Origin of the sequence: Mesorhizobium sp. M0771 (assembly GCF_040320155.1) — a bacterium.
Taxonomy (GTDB): domain Bacteria; phylum Pseudomonadota; class Alphaproteobacteria; order Rhizobiales; family Rhizobiaceae; genus Mesorhizobium.
Genome location: NZ_JAMYPC010000001.1, coordinates 71,486 through 85,259 on the forward strand (window position 1 = coordinate 71,486; position 13,774 = coordinate 85,259).

General features: G+C 63.9%; 10 protein-coding genes and 1 pseudogene. 2 read left to right on the forward strand and 9 right to left on the reverse strand.

Annotated elements, in window-relative coordinates:
• Positions 1-14: 14 nt before the first annotated feature.
• Together NKI05_RS00300 and NKI05_RS00305 are read right to left on the reverse strand one after the other, a co-directional pair.
• Positions 15-1,106, reverse strand: coding sequence for a rhodanese-like domain-containing protein (locus NKI05_RS00300; RefSeq protein WP_023815041.1), 1,092 nt, complete (start codon positions 1,104-1,106; stop codon positions 15-17).
• Positions 1,103-2,464, reverse strand: coding sequence for an LLM class flavin-dependent oxidoreductase (locus tag NKI05_RS00305; protein WP_502898750.1), 1,362 nt, complete (start codon positions 2,462-2,464; stop codon positions 1,103-1,105). Before NKI05_RS00305 ends, NKI05_RS00300 begins: the two co-directional genes overlap by 4 nt.
• Positions 2,465-2,647: 183 nt before the next feature.
• Between NKI05_RS00305 and NKI05_RS00310 the strand changes: the two genes are divergently transcribed.
• Positions 2,648-4,087 carry an FAD/NAD(P)-binding protein gene (locus NKI05_RS00310; RefSeq protein WP_050594068.1) on the forward strand — a complete coding sequence of 480 codons (1,440 nt, stop codon included), beginning with the start codon at positions 2,648-2,650 and terminating at the stop codon, positions 4,085-4,087.
• Positions 4,088-4,167: 80 nt separating this feature from the next.
• Here the strand turns inward: NKI05_RS00310 and NKI05_RS00315 are convergent, their stop codons facing one another.
• On the reverse strand, positions 4,168-5,763 hold the full coding sequence (locus tag NKI05_RS00315; protein ID WP_023815038.1) for an ABC transporter substrate-binding protein: 1,596 nt from the start codon (positions 5,761-5,763) through the stop codon (positions 4,168-4,170).
• Positions 5,764-5,857: 94 nt separating this feature from the next.
• The gene (locus tag NKI05_RS00320; protein ID WP_023815037.1) at positions 5,858-7,453 is read right to left on the reverse strand and encodes an ABC transporter substrate-binding protein; all 1,596 of its coding nucleotides are present in this window, start codon (positions 7,451-7,453) and stop codon (positions 5,858-5,860) included.
• 336 nt (positions 7,454-7,789) lie between these two features.
• Between NKI05_RS00320 and gcvA the strand changes: the two genes are divergently transcribed.
• Positions 7,790-8,800 (forward strand): transcriptional regulator GcvA, encoded by a 1,011-nt coding sequence (gene gcvA / locus NKI05_RS00325; protein WP_352792126.1) that lies wholly within the window; start codon positions 7,790-7,792, stop codon positions 8,798-8,800.
• 6 nt (positions 8,801-8,806) lie between these two features.
• On the opposite strand, the gene NKI05_RS00330 is transcribed toward gcvA, so the two are convergent.
• The 5 genes and pseudogenes from NKI05_RS00330 to NKI05_RS00350 form a co-directional block, all read right to left on the reverse strand.
• Positions 8,807-9,667 carry an NADPH-dependent oxidoreductase gene (locus NKI05_RS00330; RefSeq protein ID WP_023727406.1) on the reverse strand — a complete coding sequence of 287 codons (861 nt, stop codon included), beginning with the start codon at positions 9,665-9,667 and terminating at the stop codon, positions 8,807-8,809.
• A 51-nt stretch (positions 9,668-9,718) separates the two neighbouring features.
• Complete coding sequence (locus tag NKI05_RS00335) at positions 9,719-10,813, reverse strand: LLM class flavin-dependent oxidoreductase (RefSeq protein WP_023670857.1); 1,095 nt, start codon at positions 10,811-10,813, stop codon at positions 9,719-9,721.
• Between the two features lie 118 nt (positions 10,814-10,931).
• Positions 10,932-12,240 (reverse strand): annotated as a pseudogene (locus NKI05_RS00340) (LLM class flavin-dependent oxidoreductase); the annotation flags it as partial.
• A complete protein-coding gene (locus NKI05_RS00345; RefSeq protein WP_023701138.1) occupies positions 12,237-13,418 on the reverse strand; it encodes an acyl-CoA dehydrogenase family protein in 1,182 nt (393 codons plus the stop codon). The pseudogene NKI05_RS00340 and the gene NKI05_RS00345, both read right to left, overlap by 4 nt.
• 4 nt (positions 13,419-13,422) lie before the next feature.
• Complete coding sequence (locus NKI05_RS00350; RefSeq protein WP_023670853.1) at positions 13,423-13,764, reverse strand: DUF3088 domain-containing protein; 342 nt, start codon at positions 13,762-13,764, stop codon at positions 13,423-13,425.
• Positions 13,765-13,774: the final 10 nt, after the last annotated feature.

Genomic DNA, 13,774 nt, shown 5'->3' on the forward strand with positions numbered 1-13,774 from the left:
AAATCTGCCGACAGTTACGCGGCTTTCACCAGGCTGGCCGACTGGAAGTCATGCAACAGGATGGCGATCTCGAAGCCGCGCCGCTGCAGCCAGTGCGCCGTCGTCGCCGCGCGGACGCCGAGCAGGTCGTCGATGAGCACGACACGAGCGCCGCGCACGGCGATGGTGCGATAGGCGACCCCGAGCAACTGCCCGCCCTCCGACGTGATCGACCCCGGAATATGCGCTTCGGCGAACTCTTCCGGCGTACGCACGTCAAGCAGGTAGGTTGTCCGCTTGTCGTCCCTCGCCCAGGCTGCGGCCGTCGCCGCATCGATGCGCGGAAAACCGTCGCCCTCGGCAAGCTTTGCGATGTGCTCCCCGGCGAAACGCTTGGCGTCCTCGCTGGCCGGACCATAGGCAGCGGTCCTGCCGGTTTCCAGCTCGAGGCCGGCCTCGCGCCACGCCTTGGTGCCGTCGTGCAGATAGGCGACCTTGTTGGGCACGCCGGCGTCGATCAGCGTCTGCGCGCCGATGATGGCGCGCGGCAGGCCGGCGCAGGAGACGACCACCTGCGTCTCCGGCGACGGCACCAGGTCGGCGAAGCGCAGCACCAGTTCGGCGCCCGGCACGCTGATGGCGCCCGGCACATGGTCCTTGTCGAACTCCGCCACCGTTCGACTATCGAGGATCACCACGTCGGCGCCCTGGCCTTTGAGCGCTTCAAGTTCGTCTACGGTGATGACCGGCGTTCCCTTCTCGTCGCGGATCGCCAGCGAAAAATCGACGCCCGGCGTGTCGAAGGTCGGCAAGCCGTCCACGCCGCCTTTCGTCCATTCAGGAATTCCACCGGCCAGTGCGAAAAGCTGGCTGCGACCATGCCCGGACAACCGTTCGACAAGTTGCTCGGCAACGCAGCTGCCGTCATCGGCCAGCACGGTGCGCACCGATTTGCGCGGGATGAAGCGGTCGATCTCCGCTTCGACGTGATCCGCCGGCAGATTGGTGGCAAACAGCGGCGACGCGTATCCGACTGCCGCTCTGTCCCGGATATCCAGCACCGCCAGTTCCTCGCCATCGGCCAGCCATTGGCGAAAAATTTTCGAATCGATCGTGCTCGCGCTCACGAGGCCTTCCTCTGCTGATGTTCGGCAACGCCACGGACCGGACGCGCAAGGCCGAGATTCTCGCGCAGCGTGCTGCCTTCGTAAGCGGTGCGGAACAGGCCGCGCCGCTGCAGCTCCGGGATGACGAGATCGACGAAATCGGTGAGGCCCGTCGGCAGGATCGGCGGCATGACGTTGAAGCCGTCGGCCGCGCCGCCAGTGAACCACTCTTCCATCATGTCGGCGACATCCTTTGGCGTGCCGACGATCTGGAAATGGCCACGTGCACCGGCAATGGCGAGGTACAATTGCCGGATCGTCAGGTTCCGGCTCGCGGCCAATTCGGAAACGACTTTCAGCCGGCTTTTCACCGCATCGGAACTGCCGAGTTCCGGCAATGGTCCGTCGAGCGGATAACCGGAGAGATCCACGCCGCCGAGCAGTCCGGAAACCAGCGCCACGCCGACCACCGGATCGACCAGGCGCTGGATGGCGTCGAACTTGTCCTCGGCTTCAGCACGTGTCGGCGCGACGACCGGAAAGACACCGGGCATGATCTTCAAGCTGTTGGCGTAGCGGCCAAACGAGCCCAGCCGGCCCTTCAGCTCGCTGTAGAAACCCCGCGCCGAGTCGACGGCCGGATGGGCGGTGAAAACCACCTCCGCCGTCCTGGCTGCCAGCTGCTGGCCGGCATCCGAAGATCCGGCCTGGACGATAACGGGATGGCCCTGCGGCGGGCGGGCAACGTTGAGCGGTCCCTTGACGCGGAAATGCCGGCCAACATGGTCAGGGGCATGGATGCCATGCCGGTCGATGGCGACGCCCGAAGCCTTGTCGGCGACGAAGGCATCGTCGTCCCAGCTGTCCCAGAGCTTCTGCGCCACGGCAACGAACTCTTCCGCGCGGTCGTAGCGGTCGGCATGGACGGGATGCTGGTCACGGCTGAAATTCGACGCCGCCGGCGCGTCGGCCGAGGTGACGACATTCCAGCCTGTCCGGCCGCCGCTCAGATGGTCGACCGAGGCAAACAGGCGCGCCAGATGAAAAGGCTCCCAATAGGTGGTCGAAGCGGTCGCGACGAGCCCGATCCTCTGCGTCACCGTCGAGAGCGCCGACAACAACGTCAGCGGCTCGAAATGCACGACATGGCCGGTGCGTTCAAAAGTCTCGATCGGCTGCTCGCCATTGCGCGCGCTGAGGCTGTCGGCAAGAAACACCATGTCGAAGAGGCCGCGCTCTGCGGTGCGCGCGGCGTCCGCGTAGTGCTGAAAACTCAGGCCCGGATTGGCCGGCACATCGGGATGGCGCCAGGCAGCTACATGATGGCCCGGTCCGCGGACGAAAGCGCCAAGCCTTATCTTTCGATCTTCAGTCATCAGCGGCTTTCAGGTTGATCGCAAAAGGGCGTTCCTATCTAGCGCCTGCCAAACCCACTGAGCGAAAGAATGCCTTTCGCCAGCTGGCAATTATTGTTTTTTGACATCGGGTCAAGGGAAAGCACGATGGCCGGCGCGGGAGCGATGGGCTAGAGCCACGCACCGTCGGTGTCGCAAAGGTCCTTGATGTTTCATACCCCTTCCTCCCCACCGCGTTCGACCCCTCGTTCAATCATCATCATTGGCGGCGGCTTTGCCGGCGCGGTTGCCGCGATCAAGCTGCTCGACCGTTCGACCGAACCGCTGGCAATCACCGTCATCGAGCGACGGGCAGAGCTCGGCCGCGGCGTCGCCTACAGCACCGTCGATCCACAACACCTCGTCAACGGCGCGGCGCGCATCTTCTCGCTGCACCCGGACGACCCAGATCACCTCGTCCGCTGGCTCCTGGCGAATGGGCCCAAGCATGGCTGGACACCGCCCGCGGATGTGCCTGACTCCAGCCCGCCGCGCTGGCTGTTCGGCAGCTATGTCCAGTCGGAGTTGACCAGAGCCGTCAGAGAAGCAGATCCGCGTTCCTTGCTGCGCCACATCAAGGCATCCGCCGTCGACATGCTGACCGGTCCGTCCGGAGTCTGCGTCGGCACCAGCGACGGCCAGCAATTGCTGGCCGATGAGGCCGTGCTGGCGACAGGTGTTTTTCAGAGCGAGCCGTCGGCCACCGAAGCACCAATCATCAACGATCACCGCTATGTCGCAAATCCCTGGGATTCGGCAGCACTGGACCGGCTCGCTGGCAGAAGGCAATTGCTGCTGATCGGCTCGAGTCTCAGCATGGTCGACGTCGTCGCCAGCATGGAGGCGCGCGGCTTCAAGGGCAGCTATCGCGTCGTGTCGCGGCGCGGACAGATCGTCGAGCCTCGGCGCAATACCGAAGCGTGGCGCGATTTTCTTGCCGGGCGGCCGCTGCCGAAAACCACGAGGGCGCTTCTTGCCTTGGTAAAGGCCGAACGCCGGGCCATCGAGGCCGCCGGGCTGGACTGGCAAGGGCTGCCTTTGACGATCCGGCCGTGGATCCTGGCTCTGTGGCAAGGCGCCACCGACAAGGAGCGCCTGAAGTTCGCACGCCATCTGCGCGCTTTCTGGGACGTCACCGCGCATCGAGCGGCGCCGCCGAGCTTTGAGCGCGTCGCACTGGCGCAAAGCCAAGGCCGTTGGGCGGGCGGCGCCGGACGGGTGCTGGCACTGCATCCGCGAGCCGGCGGCATTGTCGCCGAGATCCGCTGGCGCGATAGCGGCGCGGTCGAACGGCTGCGTTTCGACGGTGTCGTCAACTGCCGGGGCCATCAGGAGCATGACTGGCGGCGGATCGCCGATCCGTTTGTCCAGAGCCTGCTGGAGAACGGCATCGTCAGGCCGCATGCGACCGGCTTCGGCATCGACGCCACGCATGACGGCCAGGTGATTTCCGGCAACGGCAGGACCCACGGCAATCTGTTTGCCATCGGCCATCCGCTGCGCGGCGTCGCCTGGGAATCGAGTTCCATCGGCGAACAGCTGGCGCAAGCCATGGCCCTTGCCGGCCTTCTTGTCGGCGCCAGCCCAAGGCTGCGTGCTCTGGCCTGACCGTTCTGCACCTCAAGACAATAGAAACGAAAAGGGCCGCGTCGAGACGCGGCCCCTTTTCTTGCTGATGTCCGCCGGGTTCAGGCGTTCGGATCGATATATGCGTCTGCGAAACTGGCCGACAGGCCTTCAGCACCCGGCGCGTAATTCTTGACGGTCTTGCGGGCAATGATGATGGTCGGCGGTGCGATCAGATTGATGATCGGCAACTCGTCGGCGATGATCTCCTGGAACCTGAAGAACAGCTGCTTGCGCTTGGCCTCGTCAAGCTCCACCGATGCGGCCTCCAGCAGCCGGTCGACCTCAGGGTTCTTGTAGTGCGCGCCGTTGGAGAATGGCAGTCCGATCTTGATGTTCTGCGACCAGTAGAGCCGTTGCGCACCGGCGCTCGGGTCGAAGATGTTGCCGCAGGATTCCGTCGACAGGTCCCAGGTGCGATCCGTGTAGATGGTTTTGACATAGGTGCCGAAGTCGAATTTCTGGATCTCGGCGTCGATGCCGATCTTGGCCAGTGCCTGTTTGAGGAAGTCGGCATAGCCCCACGGATTGTAGGGATTGTTGGTGAGCCTGAGCTTGAAGCGGATGCCGTCCGCTCCGCGCTTGAAGCCAGCCTCGTCGAGCAGTTTTTCCGACAGCGCCGTATCGACGGTCGCCGCCTTCACATCGGGATCGAAATACTTCTTGTTGACGACGCTGATCGGTGTCGGCGACACTTGGCCATAGCCGTAGAACACGATGGCATTGATCGCATCGAGATCGATGGCATGCGCGATTGCCTGACGGACCTTCTTCTCCTTCAGGATCGGGTTTTCCAGGTTGATGATCAGCTGGTGCAGCGGGCCGCTATAGGCAAAGACGGTGCTATCGACGACGAACTGCGGCAACGCCTTGAACCGCTCCAGATCGGCAAACGCCACCGGGTTCGGGCCGATGTCGACTTCACCCGTCTCGAGTGCCGCGGCGCGCGCGCCGGAATCGGTGATGAAGCGGAAGATGATCCGGTCGAGATAGGGTTTTGGCGCATCCCAATAGGTCGGGTTCTTCTCGACGATGATGTGGCTGCCCTTGACCCATTCCTTGAGCACGAACGGTCCACTGCCGATGATCTGCTCGAAGGACGGATCGTCCGCCGGCTTCAGCTTCTCGTAGATGTGCTTGGGCACGACGGGCGATTCCGTCGCGGCCAGCCCCGAGATCAGCGCGGCGGACGGTTTAGACAGTTTGATTTTCACCACATGCGGATCCGACGTGTCGACGTCGGTGACATTCTGGAAGGTGATGCGTCCACGCGGATGCGCTTCACGCAGCCGCGAGATCGAAAAGGCCACGTCTTGCGATGTCAAATCATGGCCGTCGCTGAATTTCACCCCCGGCCGCAGCTTGAAGACATATTCGAGCCCGTCATCGCTGATCGACCATTCGGTGGCCAGTTGCGGCCTTGGATTGAGGTCGTAGTCGTAGGCGAGCAGGCCGTCGAAAATCTTCGGCCCGATGGTGGCCGGTCCACCGGCGCTGGTGTTGATGGAAACGATCTGGTTGGGCTCGGGATAGTAGACGAAATTGAGCGTGCCGCCCGCCACCGGCTTGGCGTCTTCGGCAAAGGCCCCGGCAGGTAGGGCGGTACTCGCGCCGGCCAGCAGCAGGAACTGATTGAACAAGCGTCGGTTGATGGTCATGGTCGGTACTCCGCGTTTGCGCGATTTGTCTTTATGGGGAAAAGTCGGGATCGGTGGTTTCACGCACCGATCCAAGGCAAGGCAATCCGAGCGCCTATGCGTTTGGCGCGAGCCAGATCTGCGCGAAGCTGTTGTTGATGCCTTGCGCTCCGGGTGCGAAATCCCTGACCTTCTTGTTGGCAACAATCTGGGCACCGGCCGCAACGAGGTCGACCGACACCACGTCGTCATGGATGATGTGCTGGAACTTGTACCAGAGCTCGCGCCGTTTCGTTTCGTCGGGCTCGATTGCGGCGGCTTCGAGGATCTGGTCGACCTCGGGGTTCGCATAGTGGCTGGCGTTGGAGAAGACGAGGCCGATCTTGAAATTCTTCGACCAGTAGGCGCGCTGGACGCCGAGCGTCGGATCAAAGGTGTTCGACAGCGACTCAACCACCAGGTCCCAGGCGCGGTCGGTGTAGACGGTCTTCAGGAACGTCGACAGATCGAGCTTCAGGATCTCGGCGTCGATGCCGACCACTGCCAGCGACTGCCTGATGAAATCGGCATAGGACGCCGGCAGGAACGCGTTGTAGGCGAGCCGGAGCTTAAAGCGCGTGCCGTCGGCGCCGCGCGGATGGCCGGCATCGTCGAGCAGTTTCTCCGCCAGTTTGGGGTCGGGTTCGCGCGCCTTGATGCTGGGGTCATACCATTTGGGCAGTCCCGTGCTGATGGGACTTGGCGATACCTGCGCATAGCCATAGAGCGCAATGTCGACCAGCTTCTGCAGGTCGATCGCGTGGGCGATGGCCAGACGCACGTCGCGCTTGGTCAGGATTTCGTTCTCGTAGTTGAAGAACAATTGCTGCTGCGGGCCGGAATAGGCATAGGTGTTGGTGTCGACGACCAAAGCGGGGTTGGCCTTCAGCCGCTCGATATCGGCCAGCGGCACGGGATTGGCGCCGATATCGATCTCGCCGGTTTCAAGAGCCGCCGAGCGTGCCGCCGGGTCGAGAATGACATGCAGCACGACGCGGTCGAGGTAAGGCCTTGGCGCATCCCAATAGTTCGGATTGCGATCGAAGATCAGATGGCTGCCGGGCACCCATTCCTTGAGAACGAAGGGGCCGGTGCCGATCGTCTGTTCCAGCTTGGGCTGTTCTGCCGGCTTGAACGTTTCGTAGACATGCTTCGGCACGATCGGTGATTCCGAACTGCTCAGCGCCGTGATCAGATAGGGCGCCGGCTTCGAAAGCACGACAATGGCGGTGTGCGGATCGGGCGTCTCGACCGCTGTCACGTTCTGGTAGGTGATGCGGCCGCGCGGATGCGCCTCCTTCAGCCGGAAGATGGTGAAGGCAACATCTTCCGAGGTGAAGTCCTTGCTGTCATGCCACTTGACACCCTGGCGCAGCTTGAAGGTGTAGCGCAGGCCGTCATCGCTGATCGACCACTCCGTGGCCAGCAGCGGTTTCGGGGTGAGGTCGTAGGCGAAATCAAGCAGGCCTTCATTCACCTTGGGGCCGATCGCCTGGCCGGTGCCCGACGAGGTGTTGATGGCGATCAGCGACGTCGGATCGGGATAGTAGGCCCAGTTGAGCGTGCCGCCCTGAACGGGCGTGCCTTCGGCTGCAAAGGAAAGGCCGGGCAATGCGAAACTCGCACCCCCAAGCAGCAAGAGCTGGTTGAAATGACGACGATTGACAGACATGGTCTTGGGCTCCGGAAAACGGATTGCATCCGGCGGCCGAACGCACTCCGGCGCCTCGACGCAATGATCCCTGCCGTCGCGCAAAACCGGAAGAATGATTTTCTATCGTCGGCCGAAAGCGCCGCTTTGCACGACTGGTTCATTCCAGGCCTGCGAAGCCGACCGACACCCAAATCGGTGCTGCCCGTCTTATTTCTACAAGAATAGTAGACATTGCGATTTTTTAGATTTCCGTTCCCGCTGGCGCGACGCTGCGGCAAACGAAATTTTCCGCCGCGCGCTTTGGCGCAAAGCCCGCCCTCGTCGCGCCGGGTCCGAACGTGTTGAATGCGCCTCATGGTTGATGTCATTCGCGCCAAACCGAGGAAGCTACGACCGACGCTGGCGAGACTTCCGCCGCTGACCTCGCTTCGCGCCTTTGTCGCAACCGCCCGCCATCTGAGCTTTACGCGAGCGGCGGAAGAACTCCATGTCACGCCCGCCGCCATCGGCCAGCAGATCCGCCAGCTGGAGGATCACCTGGGGCAACCGCTGTTCCAGCGCAACCGGGGCGAGCTTTTGCTGACCTCGGTCGGTCAGGCGCTGATGCCCGGGCTCACCGAGGCTTTCGACGTCGTTGTCGAATCGGTCGCGCGTATTTCCGGCGACGAGGAGGATGCGCCGATCAAGGTGTCGGTCGCGCCCTCCTTCGCCAGCAAATGGCTGATCCCGCGCCTCGACGCGCTGCGTGAGGCGGTGCCCGGACTCGAAGTACTGGTCGATGCATCGACAAGGCTTGCCGACTTTGCCAGCGAAGATATCGACTGTGTCATCCGCTACGGCTCGGGCGCCTATAGCGGCCTCATCACGGAACGGCTGTTCTCGGAAGCGGTGCTGCCTGTCTGCAGCCCCGAATTTGCCCGCACGCACGGCCTCTTCCGTGGACCGGAAGGGCTGCGTAACGCGCCGATCCTGCATGAGGACGGGCCGGAGCGCGATCCAAGTTGCCCCGACTGGAAGGGCTGGCTGCGATCCAACGGCCTGTCCGGCCGCCTTGTCGACGGCGGCATACGGCTTAGCCAGTCCTCGCTGGTACTCGACGCCGCGGTTGCCGGCAAGGGCATCGGTCTCGGCAAATTCCGACTGGCCGAGCCTGACCTTGCGGCAGGGCGGCTGGTCAGCCCTTTCGGCTCGCCGCAGCCGGTCGAGTTTTCCTATTACTTCGCGACGACGCCACACAAGGCGAAGCTCGCGACCGTCGAGCGCTTCCATGGCTGGCTGAAGGCTGAGGCGCGAAGGGTTGGCGCACTCGACTTCACACCGCCGGCAGCACTGCCGGCGCGCATCGCCATCGTTGCCGCCGAATAGCCTTGGCTATTTAAGCTTGAAGCCCAGCGCCTTGAGCGCATCACCCAGGCGATCACGGCCTTTCAGCGCCGCAGTGCTGCCGATGCGGTTCGACATCAGTTCGGTCCAGTCGACAACGGGCATCGACTGCTCTTGCTGAAAGGTGCGAAGCGTCAGGTTGTACGCTGCGAGATCGTCCTGATCGAAGCCTGACTGATAGCGCTCGCGATGCAGCACAACACGCTGCGGCAGTCTGGGCTTGATGTCGGTCGCAGCCAGGAGATCGGGACAGCCAACGGTCAGGCCGAACACCGCCACGGTTTCCGGCGGCAGGCCGAGCTCTTGCGCCACGGCCTCAGGATGATTGCGCATGGCGCCGATGTAGCAGGAGCCGAGCCCGAGCGCATCGATTGCCACCACGGCATTCTGCGCGGCAAGTGCTGCGTCGATCACGGCCAGCAGAAAACTCTCATGATAATCGAGCCCCTCGCCCGCCCGGCTGTTTGCCTCGGCAATGGCGCGCAGCCGTGACAGGTCGGCCAGCCAAACCAGCAGCAACGGCGCCTGCTCGATATGGCGATTGACCGCCGCCAGTCCGGCAAGCCGCGCCTTGCGCGCCGGATCCTCGACGGCGATGACGCTCCACGCCTGCAGATTGGACGAGGTCGGCGCCGACTGGGCGGCAGCGATGATCAGTTCGAGCGTCCCTTCGGGCAGAGGCCTGGCGAGATAGTTGCGGACCGAGCGATGTGAAAGGATCGCCTCGAGGGCTTCGTTCCAGTTTGCAGTGTTCGCCTCTTGCGGCGCCCGGTAACGCCGCCTTAGTGCTGCTTCACCGCGCAGGTCGGCGTCGGAAGGGCGGATGCTGAAAGCGGCTGGCTGTGGCATTGTCGTCCCTATTTGGCGATCTGGCTCGTTCGGTGTTCTGACAACCCCACGTCATTCAACAAACGCGGCTTGGACCCTATTGCGCAATAGCGGGAGCAACTGGTCGCCTTGCCGCTTGATCTCGGAAAGATACGGCGTGTCCGAGAGCACGAAATGCGTGATGCCCAGATCCCGGTACTTGCCGAGCGAACTGGCCACGTCGGCGGCCGAGCCGACCAGCCAGGTGGTGCCGGCGCCGCCGCCGCCATATTTGCCCGGCGCAGTGTAGAGATTGTCGTCCAGCACCTCGCCGCGCGTGTGCAGATCGAGCAGACGCTGCTGGCCTACCGCTGCCGCCCGACCATGATCATTCCAGCCGGCGCCCTGGCCCTTTGCCATTTCGGCGACCTTCGCCTCGGCGTCCGCCCAGGCCTGCCCGGTGGTGTCGCGGACCAGCGTGGTGACCCGCAACCCGAATTGTAGAGGTGGGAGGTCCCGGTCAAGTTCCCGGCTCAAGGCCTTGAGCCGCTCGATCCGCTCCCGGACGCCGTCGAGCGGCTCGCCCCAGAACAGCTGGACATCGGCCTCGCTGGCCGAGACGCGCTCGGCTGCCTCCGACGCGCCGCCGAAATAGAGCCTGGGATGGCGACGGTTTCCACGGACAGGGATGCGGGGCATGACGGTAGACCCGGTGACCTTGAAGTGCTCGCCGGCAAAGGTGACGTTCTCTTCGGTCCAAAGTCTGCGAACCAGCCGCATGAACTCTCTGGTGCGGGCATAGCGATGGTTCTGCTCGCCTTCGCTGTCGCCATAGGCAGCGAGGTTGTCCTTGCCCGACACTATGTTGATACGCACGCGACCGCGGGTCAGCTGGTCGAGCGTGGAGACCGCGGATGCGAAGTGCGCTGGCCGCCAGTAACCCGGGCGGATCGCGATGAGCGGCTCGAAGGAGGTGGTCCGCGCGGCGAGCGCGGCGGCGACGGTAAACGTGTCGGGCCGGCCCCAGCCGGTACCGATCAGCGCGCCCTTCCAGCCGTGTTCCTCAAGCGCCTTTGCGTGGCTGGTCAGCGTCTCAAGGCTGTTGTGGTCCTCGACGGCCGGCTCGCCGCGGTGACCGGGATCGACCTGGTTCGGGATGTACCAGAGAAATTCGGGATCAGCGCTCATTGTCGGGCCTGTATTTTTGTCGGGCGTGGAGGTCAATGGCGGTACCTTCCGCGCCGTTATCGTTTGATGATCGTTCAATGGGTGGCCCGAGCAACCCTGACGCCTTGTGCGGCTGCGGCGCGAAACGGCTTTCAGGCCTGATAAGGCCGAGATGGTCGCGCAGCGTGCGCCCTTCATAGTCGCTGCGAAACAGGCCGCGCCGGCGCAGGATCGGCACGACCGTATCGACAAAGACTTCCAGCCCGGTCGGCAGCACGTCAGGCATCAGGTTGAAGCCATCGGCGGCGCCGGCGACAAACCATCTTTCGATATCGTCGGCGATCTGCTCCGGCGTGCCGACAACGGTGCGGTGGCCGGTACTGCCGTTGAGCCCGGATCAGTTGGCGAACGGTGAAATCGTTGTTGCGGGCAAGTGCCAGCGTGGCCTTGAAGAAGGTGTGGCCGCCGTTGGGCGGCAGCGGGATGACGTCAGGCAGCTTCTCGTCGAGCCTCAGCCGCTCGCGGTCGATGCCGAGCACGCCCGACAGCCGCGTCAGGCTGTAGTCGAGCGGGATGCGGTCCCACAGTTCTTCCTGCCGCCGCTCCGCTTCCGCCTCGGTGCTGCCGATGATGGTGGCCAGACCGGCGAGGTTGAGCGGCACGCCGCCGCTTCTGCCATAGGCGACAGCCCGGGCCTTCAGCTCCTTTGCGTAGGCGAGCGCCTCCTCGAACGATTGCGACGCGGAAAACACCGCTTCGGCGTGGCGCGCGGCGAGCTCCTTGCCGTCATCGGAACCGCCGGCCTGGATGACCACCGGATGCCCTTGCGGCGAGCGCGGCACATTGTGCGGCCCATGCACCGAAAAATGCGCGCCCTCGTGCTCGATGGCGTGAACCTTGGCGGCATCGACGAAGCGCCCACTGGCGACGTCGCCGATGAAGGCATCGTCCTCCCAGCTGTCCCACAGCGCCTTGACTATTTCGGTGAATTCGGCGGCCCGCTCGTAGCGCCGGCCATGATCTATCGCGCCGGTCAGGCCGAAATTGCGGGCCGAGGCGGGATCGGCCGTGGTCACGATGTTCCAGCCGATGCGCCCGCCGCTGACATGGTCGAGCGTCGCGAAACGACGGGCGATGTTGTAGGGCTCGTTGAAGCTGGTCGATGCCGTCGCAATCAGGCCGATGCGCTCGGTCGCGGCGGCTATCGTCGCCAGCACGATGGTCGGTTCCAGCGATGTAATCGGCCGATAGTCGATGCGATCCGAAATTGCCGCCTGATCGGCAAGGAATATAGCGTCGAGCTTGGCGCGCTCGGCGATCTTCGCCACCTGCACATAGTGGTCGACGGTGAAGGCGGCATAGGGGTCGACCCCGTCCATCCGCCATGCCGCCGGCGAGAAGCCGGCGTGCAGGATGTTGACATTGAGGTGGAGCTGTCGGCCGCTCATCGAAAGACGCCGGGCTCGGGATAGGCGCCAGTCAGATACCAGGTGCCGACGGTGCGGGCCTTGTATTCGGCGGGGTTGTGCAAGGTGTGGATGCGCGCATTGCGCCAGAAACGGTCGAAGCCGTATTTGCGCACCGCCGAGCGCGCGCCCATCACCTCGAAGATCTCGGTGGTGACTTCGAGCGCGACATTGCCGGCCAGCACGTTGGCCGCGGCAACTGCAACCGCCGCTTCCCCGCGCTCTTGCTCGGTCAACGCCTTGCCGCGCGCGATCGCATGATCGATCGCCGCCGCAGCGCGATCAGCCAGCACCGTTGCCGCCCGCGTCTTGACCCAGAGCTCGCCATATTGCCGCTTGATCCATGGATCGTCGATGTGGCGCTCGACGCCGGAATACATCCACGGTCGCGAGCTGTTGAGCGTGTAGTCGCGTGCCGCTAGCAGTGCGCCCTGGGCGGTGCCGATGAAGACATTGAGCAGCACGCTTTGCTGCTGCAGCGGGCCGATGGTGCGGATCGGCAGCGACGCGTCGACCCAGCCGCGCACCAGTTCGTTGTCATGGATCCTAACATCCTTGTAGGCGACCTTGCCACTGCCGGTTTGCGTCTGGCCGATGCCGTCCCAGTCGTCGAGAATGGTGATGCCCTCACGATCCGCCGGGATGGCCGCGAACTTCCGCTCGCCGCTGACCTCGTCTTCCCAGGAGGTCGAAAGATAGTCGGCGACATGCGAGCCGGAGGCGAAGGGCTTGAAGCCGCTGACGATCGTCCACTCGCCATCCTTGCGGCCGAACAGCGTCTTGGAAAAGCTGTTGCCGGTGTTGCCCCAGAACCAGTCGCCCGCAGCCGAACGCCGCAGCAGATCGGCTGAGCGCGGTTCGTCCGAATTGAGCCTTGCGGCGATCAGCGCGCTGAAATGGTAGCCGTAGATGTGGCCGATCGAGCCGTCGACCTTGGCGAACTCGCGGCCGATCTTCAGCGCCGTCGAATAGGGTTCGCCGGCGCCGCCGAATTCCTTGGGAATGACGATACTGAGCAGGCCGCTCTCCTTGAGCAGGCGGATCTGTTCGACGGGCCTGCCGCCAAGCTGGTCGCGCTCGACCGCGTCGCGGGCAAAGATGTCGCGCAGCTCGACCGCCTTGGCGATCCATGGATTGGAGGTATCGGGATCGAAGCTCATCAGGTCACTCATGCAGATGCGGGAAGCCGTGGCGCTCGGCAAGCAGCGCAAGAATGCGCCTTGTGTCGTCGGCAAAGACCTTGCCCTTGGCGGTCGGTAGGTCGGCTGGCGGATCACTGCCGACGACCAGCACCGGCAGCGACTGGTGGCGTTCGCCGAGCGCATCGATCACCTTACCCCTCGGCCTTGCGAACGGCACGCGCTCGACGTCCAGCCTGGCAGCAAGATCGGGAAAGGCTGCGAGCAGCCCTTCGACCTTGTTGGAATAGGGGCAGACGAAGGTCTGGCCCGGATGCTTTGGGTCGGCGAAACCCGGCTGGATGAGAAAGAGCGTGTCGCGCGCCATCGGCTCATTC

Coding starts and splice junctions, on each gene's coding strand:
- NKI05_RS00345 (WP_023701138.1), bottom strand. CDS start 13,418: ATGAGCTTCGATCCCGATACCTCCAATCCATGGATCGCCAAGGCGGTC.
- NKI05_RS00315 (WP_023815038.1), bottom strand. CDS start 5,763: ATGACCATCAACCGACGCTTGTTCAATCAGTTCCTGCTGCTGGCCGGC.
- NKI05_RS00335 (WP_023670857.1), bottom strand. CDS start 10,813: ATGAGCGCTGATCCCGAATTTCTCTGGTACATCCCGAACCAGGTCGAT.
- gcvA (WP_352792126.1), top strand. CDS start 7,790: ATGGTTGATGTCATTCGCGCCAAACCGAGGAAGCTACGACCGACGCTG.
- NKI05_RS00320 (WP_023815037.1), bottom strand. CDS start 7,453: ATGTCTGTCAATCGTCGTCATTTCAACCAGCTCTTGCTGCTTGGGGGT.
- NKI05_RS00350 (WP_023670853.1), bottom strand. CDS start 13,764: ATGGCGCGCGACACGCTCTTTCTCATCCAGCCGGGTTTCGCCGACCCA.
- NKI05_RS00330 (WP_023727406.1), bottom strand. CDS start 9,667: ATGCCACAGCCAGCCGCTTTCAGCATCCGCCCTTCCGACGCCGACCTG.
- NKI05_RS00310 (WP_050594068.1), top strand. CDS start 2,648: ATGTTTCATACCCCTTCCTCCCCACCGCGTTCGACCCCTCGTTCAATC.